Origin of the sequence: Pseudomonas mandelii (genome assembly GCF_024138395.1) — a bacterium.
Lineage (GTDB): Bacteria > Pseudomonadota > Gammaproteobacteria > Pseudomonadales > Pseudomonadaceae > Aquipseudomonas > Aquipseudomonas mandelii_E.
On the sequence record NZ_JAMYDU010000009.1, the window covers coordinates 191,080 to 210,826 of the forward strand.

A 19,747-nucleotide genomic window follows, 5' to 3' on the forward strand; every position below is an offset into this window, starting at 1 on the left:
ATGCGTGTGTGGTTTTTGAGTGCTGGCCTGGCCTTGATGTGCATGGCCCAGAGCGCAGCGGCGGGTACAGTCCTGATCGTTGGCGATAGTATCAGCGCCGGTTTCGGCCTGGATACCCGCTTGGGGTGGGTGTCTTTGCTTGAGCAACGGCTCAAGCGCGAAGGTTTCGACGATAAAGTGGTCAATGCGTCCATCAGCGGCGACACCAGCGCCGGAGGCCGGGCGCGCCTGCCGGCGCTGCTTGCAGAGCATAAACCTGCGCTGGTTATCCTCGAGTTAGGGGGCAACGATGGGTTGCGCGGAATGCTGCCAACACAATTGCAACAAAATCTTGCGTCGATGATCGACAGCTCCCGCGCCAGTGGTGCCAAGGTATTGCTGCTGGGCATGCAACTGCCACCCAATTACGGTGTGCGTTACACCCAGGCCTTTGCCGAGGTTTTCACCAAGGTGGCCGATGAGAAAAAGATCCCGCTGGTGCCGTTTTTTCTCGACGGTGTGGGCGGTCATCCGGACCTGATGCAAGGCGACGGCCTGCACCCGGCTGCGGCGGCTCAGGACAAGTTGTTGGAAAATGTCTGGCCGACACTGAAACCGCTGCTTTGACGCTTTTCTAGCGGCGGTGTTTCGGCTAAGGTGGCGCCCCCGATTTGGAGCCCCCGATGCCGCGTCCTGCCTGGTCCCTTTTTGCCTATCAACTGATCGAGCCTGACGAACAGCTGGATCTGTTCGCCTGCCAGGAAGTGCGGGTGCATCTGGTGACTCGTCAGCTGGAGTTGGGCGGCTCGGTAGACCGAACCTTGTGCGGCAGCCTGTTGCCGGCACAACCGCGTTGGTCGAGTGTCGACCGTACGGTGTTTCAGGACCAGCGCCTGTGCTCGCTGTGCCGGGCCATCCTGGAATCGCAAAAACGCGGCACCTCGCCGATCTGGCCTGAGTTGCGGTTCGAGCTTTAGATTCCTGTGGTGAGGGTGCTCCTGTGGCAAGCTCTCCTCCACAGCCTCGGTATCTACACATCCCTTGAGCTACACAGATTCACGGTCGGGGCTTGGTGTTTTGGAGTACATATCCGTTTCTGCGGTCACGGCCGCTGGCGGTTTCGCTTTTACAGCGAGTCACTTTCGAAAAGCGCGAAAGTAACCAAAGCGCTTCTGCCCCGCCATTCGGTGCCTCGCTTAGGCTCGGCATGCCATAACGAAGGCATTGCTTCGGGGGCCCGCCGCCATCGGCCATTCATGGCCGGGGGCGGCTACCGCGGCATCCTTGCCGCGGTGCCCCCTACGCAACGCCTGCGTTCGGCCTCTGGGAAAGGGGCAACAGATCAAGATCAAAAGCCAAAGCAACGGCAACGGCAAGATCAACAGCTTCGCGAGCAAGCCAGCTCCCACAGTTGGAGTGGGTACATCCGGGGAAGATTAGTCGGCTGACAGGCCGTCATCGCAGCGATGCGGCGAAAAGCACATCCGCCCTGCTTTTCACCACTCAACAGGCCGAGCGTTAGCTCGCCTGCAGCTTTTGATGTTGATGCACCGCCCCTCGAGAGGCCGAGTGGAGGTTCTGCGCAGTGGGCAACCCGGCATGGATGCCGGGTTAGCCGCGCACGGCCATGGATGGCCGATCGCGGCGGGCCCACGGAGCAGGACCGGAGCGAGGGCATGGCGAGCCTGGGCGAGCCACCGAACGAAAGGGGCAAAAGCGCTTTGGTTACTTTCGCGCTTTTCGAAAGTGACTCGCTGTAAAAGCGAAACCAATAGAAGCCGTGGCCGCAGAAACGGATATGTACCCCATCAAGATCGGAAGTTGTACTCCACAGGCCGGCCCGCAACCACAGGTCTTTACGTCTCCCCGAAATAACGGAAGGCGGTGTACAATTCCATTTTTATACCCTTGTCGATCATGCGAAGGATTTTCCGGATGTTGCCGCGCTTTCCCGCCGTCACCCGCTGCCTGTCTCTTGCCGCCCTCTGTGTCGCGGGCCCGGTAGCAGCATTGGAGCTACCCCTGCCACCACCCGGTGAAGACATCATCGGCCAGGTGCAAGTGATCAAGGCCAAGTACGAAGATACCTTCGCCGACCTTGGCACCACCTACGATCTGGGCTATTCGGAAATGGTCGCCGCCAACCCTGGCGTTGATCCATGGCTACCGGGCGCAGGTACCGAAGTGGTACTGCCGACGCGCTTCATCCTGCCGCCGGGTCCTCGTGAAGGCATCGTCATCAACCTGGCTGAATACCGTCTCTACTATTTCCCGAAAGGCCGGGACGTGGTGTACACCTTCCCGCTGGGTATCGGCCGTGAAGGCTGGGGCTCGCCGATTGCCCACACCAGCATCATCGCCAAGACACCGAACCCGACCTGGACGCCTCCAGCGTCGATCAAGGCCGAGCACGCCGCTGATGGCGATCCACTGCCGAATGTGGTGCCAGCCGGCCCGGACAACCCGCTGGGGCCGTTCAAGTTCACACTGGGCACTCCGGGCTACCTGATCCACGGTTCGAACAAGAAATTCGGTATCGGCATGCGCACCAGCCACGGTTGCTTCCGCATGTTCAACAACAACGTGCTGGAAATGGCCAGCATGGTGCCGGTCGGGACGTCGGTGCGGATCATCAACGACCCGTACAAGTTCGGCCTCAGTGCGGGCAAGGTTTATCTGGAAGCGCACACGCCGCTGGACGATCTGGGCAACCCTTCGGTGGTCGACAAGCACACCGCGGTGATCAATGCGATGCTCAAGCGTGAAGACATCACCAGCAACTTGCGCATGAACTGGGATGTAGTGCGTGACGTGGTTGCCGCTGAAGATGGCCTGCCGGTGGAAATCGCCGTGCCGAGTGCTTCGGAGCCGATGGTATCGAGTGCACCGATCGATCTGCAGCAATAACGCGTTAAAGCAACCCGCCGATGCAGGCCGCATCGGCGGGTTTTTTATGACCTGCAGAAAATGCGGGCGATAAAAAAGCCGACCCAAAAAATGGGTCGGCTTGATAACAATCCCGAAGGACTATTACTTGCGGCTAGCTTTTTCCAGCATGCGCAGAGCACGCTCGTTAGCTTCGTCAGCAGTCTGTTGTGCTTTTTGAGCAGCAGCCAGAGCTTCATCAGCTTTACGGTAAGCTTCGTCTGCACGAGCCTGGGAGCGAGCTGCTGCGTCTTCAGTAGCAGTCAGACGTGCTTCGGTTTCTTTCGATACGCTGCTGCAACCGGTAGCCAGAACTGCGGCCAGAGCCAGAGCAGAGAATTTCAGAACGTTGTTCATCGTGTTCCCCTTCAAGGACTTTCTATTAAGTAGCTGTCTCCTCAGAGTGAGGAAATAGCCGGCGTACATACTACCCATTACTTGTAGTAAGTAAACTGACGTTGAGCAAGAAGCAAAAAAAATTGTAGGCGTTGATTCTTTTTCGAGCAACTTTTAACTGCATTGTATAAAAAATATCCAGCTGCGAGGCCCGAACTGAGCGAGCCGCCAAAGAAAAGTTCCCCACCTCGGCAGCTGTTTTTCAGTCTCGACTAAAGTCTGCCTAGATGGAATCGTCCACACTTTTGTTCGGATTTTGCGCAGCGGCTCTCATATCTTTATCCATGTTGAGGTGACTTAAACAAAGGGCGCTCGTCTTAAGTCTCAATATCCGGCAATGTTCAGGCTCGGACTCGGGAAGATCCCGGTCGAGCCGCCCCTGCATTACCCAAGCAACTCCCGCCTGCCAGCATGACGAGCGTCCCTTGAGCATTTTCTGCCAATGGTGCCTACTATTTGTTACGTGCTCGGTTGCGCGAGATTGGTGTTGCTCTCTCGGTGTCCATTCAGGCACGGGGTGGCGTAGATGTTCCTTCGCCGGAAAAACATCGGTAAGGTAGGGGTCAGAATTAAAGACCCGCGAGGAGTAGTGATGAGCGAGGCGTTGTCCATCCACCATGACCAGGCTGGTCATCAGTTCGAGACCACCGTGGACGGTTATCGTGCCTACCTGACCTATATGGATCTGGGAAAACAGACCCTGGATATTTATCGTACCTTTGTGCCCAATGCGCTGCGTGGTCGCGGCATCGCGGCGGCGTTGACCGAGCAGGCACTGCAATACGCTGAGGAAATGGGCTACACGGTCATTCCATCGTGTTCCTACGTGGAGCGCTACATGGAACGCCACCAGCGGCATGCCGCCAAGCTGTGAACAAAGCGAACGCAAAAAAAAACGCCAGGTTTGAACCTGGCGTTTTTTTTTGCGTGAACGAAACGACGATCAGCTGCGATTGCGTTTCGGCAGCACGTCCTTGAGTTTGGCGTGCATGCTGCGCAAGGTATTTTCGGTGGAAGTCCAGTCGATGCAGGCATCGGTGATCGACACGCCGTATTGCAGGTCGGCGAGGTCTTTCGGGATCGCCTGGCAGCCCCAGTTCAGGTGACTTTCGACCATCAGGCCAATGATCGACTGGTTGCCTTCGAGGATCTGGTTGGCGACGTTTTCCATCACCAGCGGTTGCAGGGCCGGGTCTTTGTTGGAGTTGGCGTGGCTGCAATCGACCATGATGTTCGGCTTGATCTTCGCTTTGTTCAGCGCTTGCTCGCAGAGCGCGACGCTGACCGAATCGTAGTTCGGTTTGCCGTTACCGCCGCGCAACACCACGTGACCGTAGGCGTTGCCCTTGGTGGTGACGATCGACACGCCACCTTCCTGGTTGATGCCCAGGAAACGGTGCGGGCTGGAGACCGATTGCAAGGCGTTGATGGCCACCGTCAGGCCGCCATCGGTGCCGTTTTTGAAGCCGACAGCCGAGGACAGGCCGGAAGCCATTTCACGGTGAGTCTGGGATTCGGTGGTGCGTGCGCCGATCGCCGACCAGCTGATCAGGTCCTGCAAGTATTGCGGGGAGATCGGGTCGAGGGCTTCGGTCGCGGTCGGCAGGCCCATCTCGGCCAGGTCCAGCAGCAACTGACGACCGATGTGCAAACCATCCTGAATCTTGAACGAGTCGTCCAGGTACGGGTCGTTGATCAAGCCTTTCCAGCCGACGGTGGTGCGTGGCTTCTCGAAATACACGCGCATGACCAGATACAGAGTATCGGACACTTCCGCCGCGAGCACTTTCAGACGCTCGGCGTATTCGTGGGCAGCCTTGATGTCATGGATCGAGCACGGCCCGATCACGACGAACAGGCGGTGGTCGGTGCCATCAAGAATGTTGCGAATGACTTCGCGGCCCTTGGTGACGGTGCGCAGGGCAGCGTCGCTCAGAGGAATATCACGCTTGAGCTGATCGGGAGTGATCAGTGTCTCGTTGGAAGCGACGTTAAGGTCGTTGATCGGTAAATCAGCCATCGTTTACTCGTCAGGTCACAGGTGCCGGCCGCCAGCGAACCCGCGCGGCGGAGCACAGCAAATTAAGCGCGTCGGGGAGCCGAACCTTAGCGCGTTACACCGTGGCTCGACAATGGGCAGGCACCGGTTTAATCCAGCATTAGCTATGCAAATGCCTTGCGAACCGTGTCGTGGGAGAACTCGTTGGCGTGCAGCTGGACCCATTCGAGGGCCAGGGTCTGATTGCTCAGCTGCTCGCTTTGAGGTTCATGCTGACGACAGTAACGTTCGATCTGGCAAACCTGCTCACCCATTCGCGCGCTGAACAGGGTCTGTTCGTCGATGAAGGCGATGCCCACCAGATAGCTGCGTTTTCGTCGCAGACACCAGGCAACATAGCCCAGGTAGCAGATCGTGGTGCTCAGGGTGGGCATGCGTACTTGAAGTGCGGTGCCCCTTCGCCATCCGCGGTGGTAATTGCAAGCCATGCCGCCGAGGCTGATAGTGTGCAGCTGTTGCCGCGAGATGCACTCATGTTTGAGCAACGTTAATTCGACGGGTACATCGTCAGGATGAGGAAGATAACGTCCCATGAACACGGACTCCCTGTGTCGGCCATCTGACATCGTTTCTCCCAGTATAGTGGGCGAATCGGAACTGACCGATTTCGACGCCGACCAACGGCTGCTGGCGATGGACGGCATTTCCCTGGTGATTTTTACCAGCGTCGGCTGCGCCAGTTGCCGTTTTGCCCGTGAGCAATTGCCCACGTTCGATCTGGCGGTTGATCGACTGTGCTGGATCGATGCCGGGAACAATGGTGGCGTGGTCGAGCGTTATCGGGTCTTTCATTTGCCGGCGCTGTTTGTGGTGCGCGACGGTGAGTTCTTCGGGGCACTACAGTCGCGTCTGACCCGCACAGCGCTCAACGAAGCCGTGAGTCAGGCGTTGAGTCGACAAGCAGAGGAGTTGCCATGACAGACACTATGGCCAAACCGACAATCGGCATTATCGGAACCGGCGCGATCGGTGGTTTCTACGGGCTGATGCTGGCGCGTGCCGGCTTCGATGTGCACTTTTTGTTGCGCAGTGAGTTTTCAGCGGTCGCCGAACGTGGCTTGCATCTTGACCATGCGTCGTTGGGCCCGCTGGTCCTGAACCCGGTCCAGGCCTATTCATCGGCTGCAGATATGCCGCCGTGTGACTGGCTACTGGTGGGCGCCAAGACCACCAGTAACGCGGACCTGGCACCGGCCATCATTCAAGCGGCGGCACCTGATGCCAAAGTACTGTTGCTGCAAAATGGCCTGGACGTTGAAGACAGTCTGCGCGAGTTGCTCCCCGATTCACTGCACCTGCTCGGCGGGCTCTGTCTGATCTGCGTCTATCGCGCCGGCCCAGGGGTCATTACCCATCAGGCGCTCGGGGCCGTGAACGTCGGCTATCACAGCGGTCCCGCCGCCGATGAACAGGCGCGCATGAATATCGTCGAGGAAGGCGCCGGGCTGTTTCGCACCGCCGGCATCGACTCCCAGGCCATGCCGAACCTGCATCAGGCGCGCTGGCAGAAACTGGTCTGGAATATCCCCTACAACGGCCTGTCGGTTCTGCTCGGGGCCAGCACCACACCCTTGATGACGGATGCCGATAGCCGCGCGCTGATTCAGGCCTTGATGGCCGAAGTGGTTCAGGGGGCCAAGGCCTGTGGTCATGACATGCCGCCGGGTTACGCCGATTATCTGTTCATGATGACCGAGAAAATGCCCGACTATTGGCCGAGCATGTACCACGACTTCCTGCACAAGCGACCGCTGGAACTGGATGCCATCTACACTCGACCACTGGCAGCGGCGAAGGCGGCGGGATGTGAATTACCGCGCATCGAAGCCTTGTATCGCAGCTTGAGTTTTATCGACCGACGTAATCACTGAGTCGGTCAAAAAGAAGGGGAAGGGCAATAATGCCGGCAGTTCAGCAATTTCAGCCGCGATGCACTTCCTTGTAGCAGCTGCCGAAGGCTGCGTTCGGCTGCGAAGCAGTCGTCAAACCAGAACTTGCGGTGCATCAGGTACACCGCGTCTACTGGATTCACGACTGCTCCGCAGCCGAACGCAGCCTCGCAGGCTCGACAGCTGCTACAGCCGAACGCAGGATTCGGCAGCTGCTACAGATAGCATTGCGGCTTAACTGACTTGGGCATTAGGGGAAGGGCATGGCCAATGGCATAGACGACAAACTGGTGTTGGCGATTTCTTCGCGAGCACTGTTCGATTTGAGCGAGAGCCACAAGGTTTATCTGTCGAGCGGCGTCGAGGCGTATCGGCAATACCAGATCGAACACGAAGACGAAATTCTCGAGCCCGGCGATGCGTTCCCGTTGGTCGAAAAACTCCTGAACCTGAATGCCAGTCTCGGCCGAGCCCGGGTCGAGGTGATTCTGGTGTCGCGCAACAGCGCCGACACCGGTCTGCGGGTGTTCAACTCGATTCATCACTATGGCCTGGCGATCTCGCGTGCGGCATTTGTCGGCGGGCGCAGTCCTTATCCGTACCTCAAGGCCTTTGGCTGCGACCTGTTTCTTTCGACTCATTCCGACGACGTGCGCAGTGCGCTGGATGCCGGTTTCGCTGCAGCGACTATTCTGTCGGGCGGTGCCAGTCGCGCCGCCAGCGATGAATTGCGCATTGCGTTCGACGGTGACGCGGTGCTGTTTTCCGATGAGTCGGAGCGGGTCTATCAATCGGGAGGCCTTGCAGCGTTTCAGGCCAGCGAACGCGAGTCAGCCCGCGAGCCTTTGCGCGGCGGGCCGTTCAAAGGTTTCCTCGCGGCGCTCAACCTTTTGCAGCGCGAGTTCCCCGATGATGCCTGTCCGATCCGCACCGCGCTGGTGACCGCGCGATCGGCGCCGGCCCATGAACGGGTGATCCGCACCTTGCGCGAATGGGACATCCGTCTGGACGAGTCGTTGTTCCTCGGCGGTTTGACCAAATCGGCTTTTCTCGAAGCGTTTGCCGCCGATGTATTTTTCGATGACCAGGCCGGCCATTGCGAGCTGGCCCGCGAAGTGGTCGCCACCGGTCACGTGCCGCATGGCATCAGTAACGAGCCGTCGATTTAAAGCGCCCCGGTTCAATGCATTGCGCCAGACGCCGCACTCGCCACCGCACTGCTAAGCTGAATCAATCTCCGCCATGTTGGCATCCAAGGAGGTCCCTATGATTCATTCGATGCTGTATGCCACCGACCTCGGTCTGTATGCACCTTTCGTGATGCAGCATGCGTTGGCACTGGCTCGAACATTCAATGCCGATCTATATGTGGTGCACGCGGTGGAGCCGATGGGGTTGTTCGCCGAATCGGTGCTTCAGAGTTACCTCGATGAGCAGGCCTTGAACGAGTTTCACAGCCAGGGCCTGAATACGGTGATTGCCAATATCGAGCAGCGGGTGCTCGACAGCTTTCGCGAAGAGCTGGGGGATGAGGGGGCGCTGGACCTGGAACGGATTCGGGCAGTGCGGGTGCTGCAGGGCGATCCGTCGCAGGTGATTCTCGACCAGGCGCAGAAACTCTCCGTCGATTTGCTGATCGTAGGAAGTCACAGCCATGGCGCTGGCGCGGAAACGCCATTGGGCCGAACCGCTGCGCGCGTGTTGCAACTGTCCAGAGTGCCGGTCTATCTGGTGCCGCTGATGGAACGTCGCCGCAAAGGGGATCGCTAGGACACGAATAATGGTGTTTTGATAAAAAGTTCTAGATTTATTAATCAAACCATTAATATAGTTATATATCGTCGCTGATGCCCGTGGCGTCTACCTGCTTTGAGGGATTCATATGAAGCTCCAACAATTGCGCTACATCTGGGAAGTGGCGCACCACGACCTCAACGTTTCAGCTACAGCCCAAAGCCTCTACACCTCGCAACCGGGCATCAGCAAACAGATCCGTCTGCTGGAAGACGAATTGGGGGTCGAGGTTTTCGCCCGCAGCGGCAAGCACCTGACCCGCGTTACTCCAGCCGGCGAGCGCATCATCACCACCGCCGGCGAAATCCTGCGCAAAGTTGAGAGCATCAAGCAGATCGCCCAGGAATTCTCCAACGAGAAAAAAGGCACCCTGTCGATCGCTACCACGCACACCCAGGCGCGTTATGCATTGCCACCGGTGATCAGCAATTTCATCAAGCAATACCCGGACGTTGCCCTGCATATGCACCAGGGTTCGCCGATGCAGATCGCCGAAATGGCCGCTGACGGCACCGTCGATTTCGCCATCGCCACCGAAGCGCTGGAGTTGTTCGGCGACCTGGTGATGATGCCCTGCTACCGCTGGAACCGCTGCGTGGTCGTGCCTCAGGGCCACCCGTTGACCAAGCTGTCGAAGCTGACCCTCGAAGCCTTGGCCGAATACCCGATCGTGACCTACGTGTTCGGTTTCACCGGCCGTTCGAAACTCGACGAAGCCTTCAGCCATCGTGGCCTGACACCCAAAGTGGTGTTCACCGCGGCCGACGCCGACGTGATCAAGACTTACGTTCGTCTAGGCCTGGGCGTGGGCATCGTGGCGAAAATGGCGGTCGACACCAAGCTCGATAGCGACCTGGTAGTACTCGATGCCAGCGAGTTGTTCGAATCCAGCATTACCAAAATCGGTTTCCGTCGCGGTACGTTCCTGCGTGGTTTCATGTGCGACTTCATCGAGAAATTCGCCCCGCACCTGACCCGCGAAGTGATGGCCAAGGCCATTCAGTGCCACAACAAACAGGAACTGGAAGAGCTGTTCGACGGCGTCGAACTGCCGGTCCATTAATCGCTAGATTACCTCGGTGACAGAAAACTGTTGCCGAGCGCCCGCCACCAGAATCTCCACTTCATCCCCTTCGAACTTGCCCAGCAGGCTTTTGCCCAGCGGCGAGCGAGGGGTAATGACGGTAATCAGTTGCCCCACCAGATCGATCTTCAACCCGGCCGCGTCGGGGGCCAGGAACAGCCATTGTTCGCGACCCTTTTCGTCTTTCAGGCCGAGCAGGGCACCGACTTCGATACCGCGCTGATCGTCATAAGGCCGCAGTGTCAGGTTCTGGCAAAGGGTCAATGACTGCCTGATTTCTTCCACTCGTTTGGCCTGTCCGGCCGCCAGATAAGACGCCTCCAGCCCCAGCGTGTCGTACTTGTTTTCGGCTATGTTTTCTTCGTGGGTCGCGGTTTCGTAGGCGGTTTGCGCGGCCCGCTCGGCGATGTCGAGATCGATCCGCAGCTTGTCGATAATCAGTTGGTGGACGGTCGGCTTGTGCATAGAGAGCTTCATGATCAATCGCAGAATTGCAGGATGTTGGCGCGGCTTTTTTCGCTCGGCGCAGTTTGATTCTGCTGCAGCCAGAACTGGCATTTTGGATTGGAATGATTGTGTTTGCTGCTTCTGGCCTGTTCCACCATTTGCTGCTGTTCATTCCTGCGCAGGTGGTCCTCGTACTGTTCGAACATCGGGTCCTGCGGGGCAGGTTGGGCAGGTTGCTCAATCACCGGAGGCTTGGTCAGTTGCTCCACCGCCTGGGCCAAGGGCGCCAATTGCTCGTTGAACAACAGGCGCCAGGCGAGCCAGCAAGTCAGCGCGATCGCGATGAATCCCAGCCACAAACCGAGGGCAATGCTGCCGGTCAGTTGCAGCGCATTAAACTGGATCGGCAAGGGACGGCGCGGGTTGGGACGGTAGGGCATTACTGCCTCCTGGCGGGTGGTCGCGGGCAAGTGGCGATTGTCGCATGAAGATTAATCGCCGTCGGCTCTTCTGCACGGGGTAATTTATGCGGACAATCGGCGCCTTTGCCAACGGGAGCCTGGAATGCCTGAAATGAAAACCCGCTGGGATATTTTTTGCACCGTGGTCGACAACTTCGGCGACATCGGCGTGACCTGGCGCCTGGCCCGACAACTGGTGGCCGAACATTCAGTGGCGGTGCGCCTGTGGGTCGACGACCTGCGGGCCTTCGAGCGTTTGTGTCCGGACATCGACATCAATGCTGCGCAGCAGTGGCAGCAGGGCGTCGAAGTGCGACAGTGGCCGGCCGACTGGCAGCCCACCGAAGCCGCTGATGTCGTCATCGCAGCATTCGCTTGTCAGTTGCCGAGCGCCTACATGGAAGCCATGGCCGAACGGGAAAAGCCGCCGCTGTGGATGAACCTCGATTACCTGAGTGCCGAAGACTGGGTCGTCGGCTGCCACGGCTTGCCATCGGTGAAGTACAAGAACGTGCAGAAGTTCTTTTTCTTCCCGGGCTTTCGCAAGGGCACCGGTGGCCTGCTGCGTGAGAGAGGATTGCTCGAGCGGCGTCGGCAGTTTCAGCAAAGTCCGCAAGCTCAGCGAGAATTCCTGCAAGGGTTGGGAATTGATCGCGCGCCGAATGCACAGCTGATCTCGCTGTTTGCCTACGAAAATACCGGGCTGGCCAGTTGGCTCGACACGATGGCGGCCGACTCGACGCCGACTCATCTGCTGGTACCCGAAGGGCGGATTCTCGGCGACGTCGAACGCTGGCTCGGCGTGGATGGGCTGACGGCCGGGGCGCTGCATGTGCGCGATGCCTTGACCGTGCAAGTGCTGCCATTCGTCCGGCAGGATCAATATGACCTACTGCTGTGGAGCTGCGATTTCAACGCCGTGCGCGGCGAAGACTCCTTTGTCCGCGCCCAATGGGCTGGCCGGCCGCTGCTCTGGCACATCTATCGGCAGGACGAAGACATCCATCTGGACAAGCTCGATGCTTTCCTGACTCTGTACACCCAAGGCTTGTCCGAGCCTGCCGGCGAGGCGATCAGCGGTCTATGGCGGGCATGGAACGCAGGTGAGACAATGACGGGTCATTGGAAATCAACCCGCAAACATTGGCCTGAACTGGAAAAACATGCCGAGACATGGTGTCTGGAACAAGCCTTGCAGGCAGATCTTGCCGCAGCGCTGGTACAGTTTTACCTAAATTGGATATGATACGCGGCCTAGATTTTTGTAAATCCCATCCAAATTCGGATATTCGCAATGAAAACTGGTAAAGAACTGAAACCCGGGATGGTGATCCGTCTCGAAAACGATCCTTGGCTGGTTCAGAAAGCTGAATTCACCAAGTCGGGTCGTAACAGCGCGATCATGAAGACCAAGCTGAAAAACCTGCTGACCGGTTACAAGACCGAGATCGTTTACAGCGCCGACGACAAACTGGACGACGTAATCCTCGACCGTAAAGAAGCGACCCTGTCCTTCATCAGCGGCGACTCTTACACGTTCATGGACACCACTGACTACACCATGTACGAGCTGAACGCTGAAGACATCGAAGCCGTTCTGCCTTTCGTTGAAGAAGGCATGACCGATGTTTGCGAAGCGATCTTCTTCGAAGAGCGTCTGGTTTCCGTAGAGTTGCCGACCACCATCGTGCGTGTAGTTGACTACACCGAAGGTTCCGCTCGCGGCGACACTTCCGGCAAGGTGATGAAGCCTGCCAAACTGAGCAACGGTACTGAGCTGCAAGTTGCTGACTTCATCGAAATCGGTGACAAAATCGAGATCGATACCCGCGAAGGCGGTTCCTACAAAGGCCGTGCTAAATAAGCACAGCTTCAGGAATGAAAAAGCCCGACCATTGAGTCGGGCTTTTTTGTGACCGATCAAGATCAAAGGATCGCAGCCCCCAATCCTGTAGGAGCGAGGCTTGCCCGCGAAAGCGTCCTGTCAGCCGACAACAATGTCGGATGATAAACCGTCTTCGCGGGCAAGCCTCGCTCCTACAAAAGCTGTTATTTCAGGTGTTGCTTTAGTTCTTCAGATGCCTGCAACATCGCCGAGCGCACGGCGGGAACCTGGCTCACTACGTTGAGCAAACCATAGTCGTGGATCATGCCGTTGTAGCGAACTGCCGTGACCGGCACGCCAGCCTCGTCGAGTTTGCGGGCATAGGCTTCGCCTTCATCGCGCAATACGTCGGCACCGGCAGTCTGCACCAGCGCGGGTGGCAGGCCTTTCAACTGCGCGGTAGTGGCCCGCAACGGTGAGGCGTAAATCTCGTTCCGTTGCTTGGCATCGGTGGTGTAGTTGTCCCAGAACCACTTCATCATGTTTTTGCTGAGGAAGTGCCCCTCGGCGAACTGGTTGTAAGACGCCGTCTCGAAGCTGGCGTCAGTCACCGGCCACAACAACACCTGGAACCTGATCGCCGGTGTGCCTTTGTCTTTGGCCATCAACGCAACCACGGCCGCCATGTTGCCACCGACGCTATTACCCGCCACAGCCAGACGTTTGCCGTCGACGTTGATCTCTTTACCGTGCTCGGCCACCCACTTGGTCGCGGCGTACGCCTGATTGATCGCCACCGGGTAATGCGCTTCCGGCGACGGCGTGTAATTGACGAACACCGCCGCCGCGCCCGAACCCGTTACCAAATCCCGAACCAGCCGTTCGTGGGTCGGGAAATCCCCCAACACCCAGCCACCGCCGTGGAAGAACATGAACACCGGAAGCTCGCCTTTGACCCCGGCCGGCCGAACGATGGTCAGGCTGATCGGTTGGCCGTCGACCTGAATAGTCTTCTCGCTGACGTCGGCTTTGGGCAGCGTCAGTTTCACCCCGGCCTGCGCACCCACCAACACCGCGCGGGCCTCGGCAGGGGTGAGCTGTTCGATCGGTTTGCCGGTGCCGGCATTCAGTACATCGAGGAACGCCTGGGTGTTGTGTTCAACCCCATTGCCTGCGAATGCACTGTTGATGGACAGGGCGAGAAGGGTACCGGTCAAGACTTTGCTGAAAGTGTTCATATTCATTTCCTGTTCGACCTTGGAGTCAGCGGTTAGACGGTTACGTGCAGGCGCACATCGACGTTGCCACGGGTGGCGTTGGAGTATGGGCAGACGTGGTGGGCGGCTTCGACCAGGCTTTGTGCATCGGCTTGCTCAAGACCCGGCAGGCTGATGTGCAGGTCGATGTCCAGACCGAAACCGCCAGGGATCTGGCCGATGCCGACATGGGCGGTGATCGAAGCGTCGTCCGGGATTTTGCGTTTGGTCTGGCTGGCGACGAATTTCAGCGCGCCGATGAAGCAGGCGGAGTAGCCGGCTGCGAACAGTTGTTCAGGGTTGGTTGCGGCACCGCCAGCACCACCGAGTTCTTTGGGCGTGGCGAGTTTAACGTCGAGGATGTTGTCGCTGGAGATCGCACGACCGTCACGGCCGCCGGTGGAGGTTGCGATTGCGGTGTAAAGAGTTTGCATGGTGTGAGCCTCGTTCGAGTTTGGATGTTTTGCGCTAAATGTTTGCGCGCTAAGTAAGTGCGAGATGAATGTAGCCCGCAAGTATTTAGTGCGCAAGATAAATTTTCGAAAAAATTTGTTTTGCATCGCAGTGCAGCAATTCGATTGGGTCGGAGAAGCTTGAGATAGAGGCTTTCGTGCGGGATTTTTTCGAGGTGAAATTTTTTTGCGACGGGGAGGGCGCCTTCGCGGGCAAGCCTCGCTCCTACAGGTTTTCGGTCGATAACATAATTTGTAAACGACATAAAACCTGTAGGAGCGAGGCTTGCCCGCGAAGAACGATAACGCGGTCTAAAGGCTGTCTTGCAGATGGCTACGCAGCGCTTGAAGATCCGCTTGCAGCTTCTTCAGCTGTTCCAGCGTTTGTCCGCTGGCGCCGAGGATGCACTGAGGAATATCGCGTGCCTTGTCTCGCAACGCACGGCCTTGCTCAGTCAGATCGACAATCACCACCCGTTCATCTTCACGACTGCGGGTGCGGCTCAGCAGGCCTTCGGCTTCCAGGCGTTTGAGCAGCGGGGTAAGGGAGCCGGGATCGGTCAGCAGTCGTGTGCTGATTTCGCCGACCGTCAACCCATCCTTTTCCCACAACACCATCATCGCCAGGTACTGCGGATAGGTCAGGCCCAGCGCTTGCAGCAGCGGTTTGTAGACCTTGGTCATCAGCAGCGAAGTGGAATGCAGGGCGAAGCAGACCTGATTGTCCAGCAGCAGGTCGTCGCAGTTGTCCGGGGTGTTGCGTTCGGTGTTCATTTCAAAACCTTGATCAGTGATCGTCATGAATCTAGCGGGCGAATCTTTAATGCGCCAGATAATTCTGGACTAGTGGCGGTCCAGGTTGTTTTGCAGCGCCAGATCCCACGGCGGAATGGGGCTGAAACGGGTCTTCAGGTATTCCAGCAACAAGCGGCTGCGCGAACTGGGTTGCTGCTCCAGACGCAACGCATAAATGCCGGTGCTTTCCGGTTTTGGCAGACCGTTTTCGCAGAACAGCGGCAGTAGTTCGCCGCGTAATAAATATTCGCTCGCCAGCCAGGTCGGCAAATGCGCGATGCCCAACCCCGCCAGCGCGCCGCACACCAGTGCCTCGGCATTATTGGCGCTCATGCGGATTCGCGCTGGCCGGTGCAAGTGCATCTGCCCATCCCGCTCGAAGCGCCAGGCGAACGGCGGAGCCAAGCCTTCCCAGTCGAGGCCATCATGGTCGATCAACTGCGCCGGATCGGTCGGCACGCCACGGCGTTGCAGATATTCGGGGCTGGCGCAGGCGATGCGCACCATGCTCGCCAGCGGTGTCGCCACCAGCCGAGTGTCGGCTATCTGCCCGGCACGCAACACCAGATCGACCTTGCCCAGGTTCGAGCCCTGCATGTCGACAAAGCTGTCGATCAGGTGCAATTGCACGTCGAGGCCGGAATAAAGCATGAGGAAATCGGCAATCACCGGCGCCAGGTGTCGGCGTCCGAATGCTGCCGGCGCATCCACCCGAATCAAGCCTTCCGGCGCACTGCTCAAGGACACCGCTTCCGCCCGGGCCAGGCGCAGTTCAGCGACGATCCGCCGTGCGCGCTCGGCAAAAGCCAGGCCGGCCGGGGTAGCGCGTACGGCATGGGTGCTGCGAATGAACAGTTGGCTGCCGACGGCGCCTTCGAGGCTATCGATGCGTCGCGCCACGGCTGAAGGCGTCAATGGATGGCGACGGGAGGCGGCGGAAAAACTGCCGCTTTCCAACACATCGAGAAACAGGCCAAGTTGTTCAGTCAATTGATTGGGGTTCATGGTTCGTCGGCGCTTGTGCGAAATTGGCACAGCCATTGTGCGTTGCTGTGCGTTTCCCCGCCAGAGCCGACTGCGTAGGATAAACAGCCTCACAAAAGGAAAATCGCCTGTGATTGAATTCATGTTGTATCTGGTCTTTGGTGCTGCCTTGGGAACCCTCGGCGGATTGTTCGGCATCGGTGGGGGATTAGTCGCGATCCCGCTGCTGGGCGTGTGGTTCGGTCTTGATCAGCAGATTGCCCAAGGCACGGCGCTGGTGATGGTGGTGCCGAACGTGATGCTGGCGCTGTGGCGCTATCACCAGCGCAATCGCATCGAATTGCGGCATGCGTTGCCATTGGCATTGATGGGTTTCTGCTTTGCCTGGATCGGTTCGATCTGGGCGGTGGGTATCGACGCGCAAACCATGCGCTTGGGTTTCGTTGCTTTCCTGATCGCGCTGTCGGCCTACAACCTGATGCGAATGTTCACCACCAACGCACCGGCCTCTTCGCAGATGCGCTATTCCTGGCCGTGGCTGGGTGTGCTCGGCGCGGCTTCCGGGACGATGGGCGGACTATTTGGAGTGGGCGGGGCGGTGGTGGCAACGCCGGTGTTGACCAGCCTGTTTGGTACCACTCAAGTGGTTGCCCAAGGATTGGCGCTGGCGCTGGCGTTGCCGAGCACGGGCGTCACCCTGGCGACTTATGCGGTGCATGATCAGGTGCATTGGGCGATCGGTGTGCCGTTGGCGGTCGGTGGATTGATGAGCATCAGTTGGGGCGTGAGAATTGCCCACGCATTGCCGGAGCGGCTGCTGCGCGGGCTGTTCTGTGGTTTTCTGGTGGTCTGTGCGGTGATGCTCGCGTTTAAAGTTTGAAACCTTCGACGATGTGCTCGGCAAGGCATTCGGTGATCGGCGAAGGGTTGTTCAGGTTGCGGATCAGCATGATGCTGGCTTCCGGCAACAGCGGCAGGTCTTCGTTGGCGCCAAGGATGCGCATGTCCGGGGTGATCAGGCTTTCCAGCTGCGCGGTGATCGCCAGACCCGCGCTGACCACGGCCATCAATGCCGACAGGCTGGAGCTGTTGTAGGCAATCCGGTAGTCGCGGCCCATGGCGTCCAGGGCATTGCATGCCCAGAGGCGACAGAAGCAATCACTGTTGAACATCGCCAGCGGCAGCGGCGTCTGCTCGTGGGCGCTGAAGTTTTGCGCCTCGGCCCAGACGAAACGCTCCTTGCGCAATAGTTGGCCGATCTCGTTACCCGGCTCGCGGGTGACGATGGACAGGTCCAGATCGGTGCGTTGCAGCAACTGTTTCGTGGATTCGCAATGAACCTCTATCTGGATCAGCGGATAAAACTGCGCAAAGCGCGAAAGAATGCCTGGCAGAAAGCGCATGACGTAATCATCGGGCGTGCCGATGCGTACCGTGCCGACCATGTGCGGCTCGCGCAGGGTATTGAACACTTCGCTGTGGAGTTTGAGGATGCGCCGCGCATAGCCCAGCAACACCTGGCCTTCGGCGGTCAGCTTGACCTGACGCCCGTCGCGTTCGAACAGTTGGCGCTGCAGCACGTCTTCTTCCAGGCGTTTCATCTGCATGCTCACCGCCGACTGAGTGCGGTTGACCATTTCACCGGCACGGGTAAAACCACCCTGATCGGCAATCGCGACGAAGGTGCGCAGTACATCGGTGTCGATACTGGGGTAGGCGGACATTCATCAATCTCCGAGATGTATGCCATCAGAAACATTCGTTGGATTGATCTTATCGCTGGCGCGAGACTTGAGCCATCCCTAAAGGAGGGCAATACGATGAAAGGTCACAACGAGCATGTAACGGAACAAAAATTCTCAATCCACGCGGTATCCGATCTGCTGCACAAGTTTAGTCGCTGGTACGAACTTCACCGTGAACGTGAAATGCTGGCGAGCTTGAGCGACGAAGCACTGAAGGATATCGGCGTGAGCCGTGCGGATGTGGAGCATGAGACGGTAAGACCGTTCTGGGATGATCCGATGCATAAATGATGATGCCATCGCTACACAAAGCACTTGCGGGTGAGGTAGGTTGCGAGCAGACAAGGAGATGCTCATGCCCGCCACACTGTCCTTTTCCCTCAAACAGGCTCGGCGTCTGGCGCTGGCTGCCCAAGGGTTCAACGGGCGCCAGCCGCCAGCGGCGATCAAAGCGGTTCAGCTCAACCGGCTGATCGAACGCCTGGGCATTCTGCAGATCGATTCGGTCAATGCGTTAGTGCGTTCGCACTACCTTCCCTTGTTTTCCCGTCTTGGCAATTACTCATCCGACTTGCTTGATCAGGCTGCCTGGAGTCAGGGCCGTCGACGCACGTTGTTCGAATACTGGGGCCATGAAGCGTCTCTGTTGCCCTTATCGATGTACCCCTTGATGCGCTGGCGCATGCAGCGCGCGACTTGCGGCGAAGACATCTATCAGCAACTGGCGCGCTTCGGTCGTGAGCAGCAAGCCACGATTCGCCGCGTTCTGGCGTCGGTTCAGGAACTCGGTGCGCTGGGTGCGGGCAGCTTGTCGACCCGGCAGGAGCGGGCAGGGCCGTGGTGGGACTGGAGTGCGGAAAAGCATGCTTTGGAATGGCTGTTCGCTGCCGGTGAAGTGACCGTGGCCGGTCGGCGCGGGTTCGAACGGCTTTATGATTTGCCGGAACGGGTGATTCCTTCGGCGATACTTCAGCAACCCTTGCTCAGCGAGGCCGAGGCTCAGCGCGGTCTCTTGCTGCACGCCGCCAATGCGTTGGGCGTGGCGACGGAAAAGGACCTGCGGGATTACTTTCGCTTGAACCCGGCAGACAGCCGACCGCGTCTGGCGGAGCTGGTCGAGGAGGGTGATTTGCTGGTGTGTGAGGTTGAAGGCTGGCGGCAACCGGCCTATTGCATGGCAGAGCCGAAAGTACCGCGCAAGGTCGAGGCCAGTGCGCTGCTTTCACCGTTCGATTCGCTGATCTGGGAACGCAGCCGTACCGAGCGACTATTCGATTTCCGTTATCGGCTGGAGATTTATACGCCACAGCACAAGCGCGTCTATGGCTATTACGTATTGCCGTTTTTGCACCATGAGCGAATTGCCGCGCGGGTCGACTTGCGCGCCGAACGGGGGTTGGGCCGGTTGGCGGTGCATGCCGTGCATGAGGAAGAGCCGGGGCTGGATGAGGCGGGGATGCTGGCGTTGGCGGTGAATCTGCGGCAGATGGCGGATTGGTTGGGGCTGGAGCAGATTCAATTGAATTGCCCGCGGGCGAGTGCGGCTCGGTTGCGAGTGGCATTGGTACAGATTGGTGGTGATTGAGCCGACGCCATCGCGGGCAAGCCCGCTCCCACAATGATCACGTCGTTCACAAATTATGTGTCTGGCGCTAA

Annotated in this window: 24 protein-coding genes; 14 read left to right on the forward strand and 10 right to left on the reverse strand. The window is 58.4% G+C overall.

Going from position 1 to position 19,747, the window contains the following annotated elements:
• The 3 genes from NHU87_RS16295 (at position 1) to NHU87_RS16305 (ending at position 2,886) form a co-directional block, all read left to right on the forward strand.
• Complete coding sequence (locus NHU87_RS16295; protein ID WP_253550580.1) at positions 1 to 606, forward strand: arylesterase; 606 nt, start codon at positions 1 to 3, stop codon at positions 604 to 606.
• Positions 607 to 662: 56 nt separating this feature from the next.
• Complete coding sequence (locus tag NHU87_RS16300) at positions 663 to 956, forward strand: hypothetical protein (protein WP_008075246.1); 294 nt, start codon at positions 663 to 665, stop codon at positions 954 to 956.
• Positions 957 to 1,914: 958 nt separating this feature from the next.
• The gene (locus tag NHU87_RS16305) at positions 1,915 to 2,886 is read left to right on the forward strand and encodes a L,D-transpeptidase family protein (RefSeq protein WP_253550582.1); all 972 of its coding nucleotides are present in this window, start codon (positions 1,915 to 1,917) and stop codon (positions 2,884 to 2,886) included.
• A gap of 123 nt (positions 2,887 to 3,009) precedes the next feature.
• Here NHU87_RS16305 and oprI read toward each other — a convergent pair whose 3' ends face one another.
• On the reverse strand, positions 3,010 to 3,261 hold the full coding sequence (gene oprI / locus NHU87_RS16310) for an outer membrane lipoprotei OprI (protein WP_003172710.1): 252 nt from the start codon (positions 3,259 to 3,261) through the stop codon (positions 3,010 to 3,012).
• 631 nt (positions 3,262 to 3,892) lie between these two features.
• Between oprI and NHU87_RS16315 the strand changes: the two genes are divergently transcribed.
• The gene (locus tag NHU87_RS16315; RefSeq protein ID WP_030132333.1) at positions 3,893 to 4,174 is read left to right on the forward strand and encodes a GNAT family N-acetyltransferase; all 282 of its coding nucleotides are present in this window, start codon (positions 3,893 to 3,895) and stop codon (positions 4,172 to 4,174) included.
• A 69-nt stretch (positions 4,175 to 4,243) separates the two neighbouring features.
• Here the strand turns inward: NHU87_RS16315 and NHU87_RS16320 are convergent, their stop codons facing one another.
• Positions 4,244 to 5,320 (reverse strand): 3-deoxy-7-phosphoheptulonate synthase, encoded by a 1,077-nt coding sequence (locus NHU87_RS16320; RefSeq protein WP_253550585.1) that lies wholly within the window; start codon positions 5,318 to 5,320, stop codon positions 4,244 to 4,246.
• 143 nt (positions 5,321 to 5,463) lie between these two features.
• The gene (locus NHU87_RS16325; protein WP_253550599.1) at positions 5,464 to 5,892 is read right to left on the reverse strand and encodes a PilZ domain-containing protein; all 429 of its coding nucleotides are present in this window, start codon (positions 5,890 to 5,892) and stop codon (positions 5,464 to 5,466) included.
• Between NHU87_RS16325 and NHU87_RS16330 the strand changes: the two genes are divergently transcribed.
• The 5 genes from NHU87_RS16330 (at position 5,891) to cysB (ending at position 10,105) form a co-directional block, all read left to right on the forward strand.
• On the forward strand, positions 5,891 to 6,277 hold the full coding sequence (locus NHU87_RS16330; RefSeq protein WP_253550602.1) for a thioredoxin family protein: 387 nt from the start codon (positions 5,891 to 5,893) through the stop codon (positions 6,275 to 6,277). The genes NHU87_RS16325 and NHU87_RS16330 overlap by 2 nt on opposite strands.
• The gene (locus tag NHU87_RS16335) at positions 6,274 to 7,230 is read left to right on the forward strand and encodes a putative 2-dehydropantoate 2-reductase (RefSeq protein WP_253550605.1); all 957 of its coding nucleotides are present in this window, start codon (positions 6,274 to 6,276) and stop codon (positions 7,228 to 7,230) included. The genes NHU87_RS16330 and NHU87_RS16335 overlap by 4 nt, the downstream gene beginning before the upstream one ends.
• A 281-nt stretch (positions 7,231 to 7,511) precedes the next feature.
• The gene (locus tag NHU87_RS16340; RefSeq protein ID WP_253550608.1) at positions 7,512 to 8,417 is read left to right on the forward strand and encodes a 5'-nucleotidase; all 906 of its coding nucleotides are present in this window, start codon (positions 7,512 to 7,514) and stop codon (positions 8,415 to 8,417) included.
• Between the two features lie 97 nt (positions 8,418 to 8,514).
• Complete coding sequence (locus NHU87_RS16345; RefSeq protein WP_253550611.1) at positions 8,515 to 9,018, forward strand: universal stress protein; 504 nt, start codon at positions 8,515 to 8,517, stop codon at positions 9,016 to 9,018.
• Between the two features lie 112 nt (positions 9,019 to 9,130).
• Positions 9,131 to 10,105 (forward strand): HTH-type transcriptional regulator CysB, encoded by a 975-nt coding sequence (gene cysB, locus NHU87_RS16350; RefSeq protein WP_007899921.1) that lies wholly within the window; start codon positions 9,131 to 9,133, stop codon positions 10,103 to 10,105.
• Between the two features lie 3 nt (positions 10,106 to 10,108).
• Here cysB and NHU87_RS16355 read toward each other — a convergent pair whose 3' ends face one another.
• Complete coding sequence (locus tag NHU87_RS16355; RefSeq protein ID WP_253550614.1) at positions 10,109 to 10,591, reverse strand: GreA/GreB family elongation factor; 483 nt, start codon at positions 10,589 to 10,591, stop codon at positions 10,109 to 10,111.
• A 14-nt stretch (positions 10,592 to 10,605) separates the two neighbouring features.
• Positions 10,606 to 11,013 carry a hypothetical protein gene (locus NHU87_RS16360; protein ID WP_253550616.1) on the reverse strand — a complete coding sequence of 136 codons (408 nt, stop codon included), beginning with the start codon at positions 11,011 to 11,013 and terminating at the stop codon, positions 10,606 to 10,608.
• Between the two features lie 124 nt (positions 11,014 to 11,137).
• Here NHU87_RS16360 and earP point away from each other — a divergent pair, with 124 nt between their 5' ends.
• A complete protein-coding gene (gene earP / locus NHU87_RS16365) occupies positions 11,138 to 12,280 on the forward strand; it encodes an elongation factor P maturation arginine rhamnosyltransferase EarP (protein ID WP_253550619.1) in 1,143 nt (380 codons plus the stop codon).
• A gap of 48 nt (positions 12,281 to 12,328) precedes the next feature.
• Entirely contained in the window at positions 12,329 to 12,898 is a 570-nt protein-coding gene (locus NHU87_RS16370) for an elongation factor P (RefSeq protein ID WP_223483792.1), read from the forward strand.
• A 185-nt stretch (positions 12,899 to 13,083) separates the two neighbouring features.
• Here the strand turns inward: NHU87_RS16370 and NHU87_RS16375 are convergent, their stop codons facing one another.
• From NHU87_RS16375 to NHU87_RS16390, 4 genes are all read right to left on the reverse strand, one after another.
• Entirely contained in the window at positions 13,084 to 14,097 is a 1,014-nt protein-coding gene (locus NHU87_RS16375) for an alpha/beta hydrolase (RefSeq protein WP_253550621.1), read from the reverse strand.
• 32 nt (positions 14,098 to 14,129) lie between these two features.
• Complete coding sequence (locus tag NHU87_RS16380) at positions 14,130 to 14,549, reverse strand: organic hydroperoxide resistance protein (RefSeq protein ID WP_253550624.1); 420 nt, start codon at positions 14,547 to 14,549, stop codon at positions 14,130 to 14,132.
• Between the two features lie 330 nt (positions 14,550 to 14,879).
• Positions 14,880 to 15,341 (reverse strand): MarR family winged helix-turn-helix transcriptional regulator, encoded by a 462-nt coding sequence (locus NHU87_RS16385; RefSeq protein ID WP_253550627.1) that lies wholly within the window; start codon positions 15,339 to 15,341, stop codon positions 14,880 to 14,882.
• Positions 15,342 to 15,410: 69 nt separating this feature from the next.
• Positions 15,411 to 16,367, reverse strand: a complete 957-nt coding sequence (locus tag NHU87_RS16390; RefSeq protein WP_253550630.1) for a LysR family transcriptional regulator — start codon at positions 16,365 to 16,367, stop codon at positions 15,411 to 15,413.
• A gap of 109 nt (positions 16,368 to 16,476) precedes the next feature.
• Between NHU87_RS16390 and NHU87_RS16395 the strand changes: the two genes are divergently transcribed.
• Positions 16,477 to 17,226: a sulfite exporter TauE/SafE family protein gene (locus NHU87_RS16395; RefSeq protein ID WP_253550633.1), complete on the forward strand. Its 750-nt coding sequence runs from the start codon at positions 16,477 to 16,479 to the stop codon at positions 17,224 to 17,226.
• Here NHU87_RS16395 and NHU87_RS16400 read toward each other — a convergent pair.
• Entirely contained in the window at positions 17,216 to 18,070 is an 855-nt protein-coding gene (locus NHU87_RS16400) for a LysR substrate-binding domain-containing protein (protein ID WP_253550636.1), read from the reverse strand. The genes NHU87_RS16395 and NHU87_RS16400 overlap by 11 nt on opposite strands.
• Positions 18,071 to 18,166: 96 nt before the next feature.
• Between NHU87_RS16400 and NHU87_RS16405 the strand changes: the two genes are divergently transcribed.
• Complete coding sequence (locus tag NHU87_RS16405) at positions 18,167 to 18,382, forward strand: DUF1127 domain-containing protein (protein ID WP_032835366.1); 216 nt, start codon at positions 18,167 to 18,169, stop codon at positions 18,380 to 18,382.
• A 64-nt stretch (positions 18,383 to 18,446) separates the two neighbouring features.
• A complete protein-coding gene (locus tag NHU87_RS16410) occupies positions 18,447 to 19,676 on the forward strand; it encodes a winged helix-turn-helix domain-containing protein (protein ID WP_253550639.1) in 1,230 nt (409 codons plus the stop codon).
• The last annotated feature ends 71 nt before the right edge of the window (positions 19,677 to 19,747 follow it).

What these genes read in the sequence shown, in the direction of transcription:
- cysB (WP_007899921.1), top strand. Translation starts at nt 9,131, where the DNA reads ATGAAGCTCCAACAATTGCGCTACATCTGGGAAGTGGCGCACCACGAC.
- oprI (WP_003172710.1), bottom strand. Translation starts at nt 3,261, where the DNA reads ATGAACAACGTTCTGAAATTCTCTGCTCTGGCTCTGGCCGCAGTTCTG.
- NHU87_RS16345 (WP_253550611.1), top strand. Translation starts at nt 8,515, where the DNA reads ATGATTCATTCGATGCTGTATGCCACCGACCTCGGTCTGTATGCACCT.
- NHU87_RS16360 (WP_253550616.1), bottom strand. Translation starts at nt 11,013, where the DNA reads ATGCCCTACCGTCCCAACCCGCGCCGTCCCTTGCCGATCCAGTTTAAT.
- NHU87_RS16400 (WP_253550636.1), bottom strand. Translation starts at nt 18,070, where the DNA reads ATGTCCGCCTACCCCAGTATCGACACCGATGTACTGCGCACCTTCGTC.
- NHU87_RS16410 (WP_253550639.1), top strand. Translation starts at nt 18,447, where the DNA reads ATGCCCGCCACACTGTCCTTTTCCCTCAAACAGGCTCGGCGTCTGGCG.
- NHU87_RS16320 (WP_253550585.1), bottom strand. Translation starts at nt 5,320, where the DNA reads ATGGCTGATTTACCGATCAACGACCTTAACGTCGCTTCCAACGAGACA.
- NHU87_RS16305 (WP_253550582.1), top strand. Translation starts at nt 1,915, where the DNA reads ATGTTGCCGCGCTTTCCCGCCGTCACCCGCTGCCTGTCTCTTGCCGCC.
- NHU87_RS16300 (WP_008075246.1), top strand. Translation starts at nt 663, where the DNA reads ATGCCGCGTCCTGCCTGGTCCCTTTTTGCCTATCAACTGATCGAGCCT.
- NHU87_RS16315 (WP_030132333.1), top strand. Translation starts at nt 3,893, where the DNA reads ATGAGCGAGGCGTTGTCCATCCACCATGACCAGGCTGGTCATCAGTTC.
- NHU87_RS16355 (WP_253550614.1), bottom strand. Translation starts at nt 10,591, where the DNA reads ATGCACAAGCCGACCGTCCACCAACTGATTATCGACAAGCTGCGGATC.
- NHU87_RS16335 (WP_253550605.1), top strand. Translation starts at nt 6,274, where the DNA reads ATGACAGACACTATGGCCAAACCGACAATCGGCATTATCGGAACCGGC.
- NHU87_RS16380 (WP_253550624.1), bottom strand. Translation starts at nt 14,549, where the DNA reads ATGCAAACTCTTTACACCGCAATCGCAACCTCCACCGGCGGCCGTGAC.
- earP (WP_253550619.1), top strand. Translation starts at nt 11,138, where the DNA reads ATGCCTGAAATGAAAACCCGCTGGGATATTTTTTGCACCGTGGTCGAC.
- NHU87_RS16390 (WP_253550630.1), bottom strand. Translation starts at nt 16,367, where the DNA reads ATGAACCCCAATCAATTGACTGAACAACTTGGCCTGTTTCTCGATGTG.
- NHU87_RS16330 (WP_253550602.1), top strand. Translation starts at nt 5,891, where the DNA reads ATGAACACGGACTCCCTGTGTCGGCCATCTGACATCGTTTCTCCCAGT.
- NHU87_RS16385 (WP_253550627.1), bottom strand. Translation starts at nt 15,341, where the DNA reads ATGAACACCGAACGCAACACCCCGGACAACTGCGACGACCTGCTGCTG.
- NHU87_RS16340 (WP_253550608.1), top strand. Translation starts at nt 7,512, where the DNA reads ATGGCCAATGGCATAGACGACAAACTGGTGTTGGCGATTTCTTCGCGA.
- NHU87_RS16375 (WP_253550621.1), bottom strand. Translation starts at nt 14,097, where the DNA reads ATGAACACTTTCAGCAAAGTCTTGACCGGTACCCTTCTCGCCCTGTCC.
- NHU87_RS16405 (WP_032835366.1), top strand. Translation starts at nt 18,167, where the DNA reads ATGAAAGGTCACAACGAGCATGTAACGGAACAAAAATTCTCAATCCAC.
- NHU87_RS16325 (WP_253550599.1), bottom strand. Translation starts at nt 5,892, where the DNA reads ATGGGACGTTATCTTCCTCATCCTGACGATGTACCCGTCGAATTAACG.
- NHU87_RS16295 (WP_253550580.1), top strand. Translation starts at nt 1, where the DNA reads ATGCGTGTGTGGTTTTTGAGTGCTGGCCTGGCCTTGATGTGCATGGCC.
- NHU87_RS16370 (WP_223483792.1), top strand. Translation starts at nt 12,329, where the DNA reads ATGAAAACTGGTAAAGAACTGAAACCCGGGATGGTGATCCGTCTCGAA.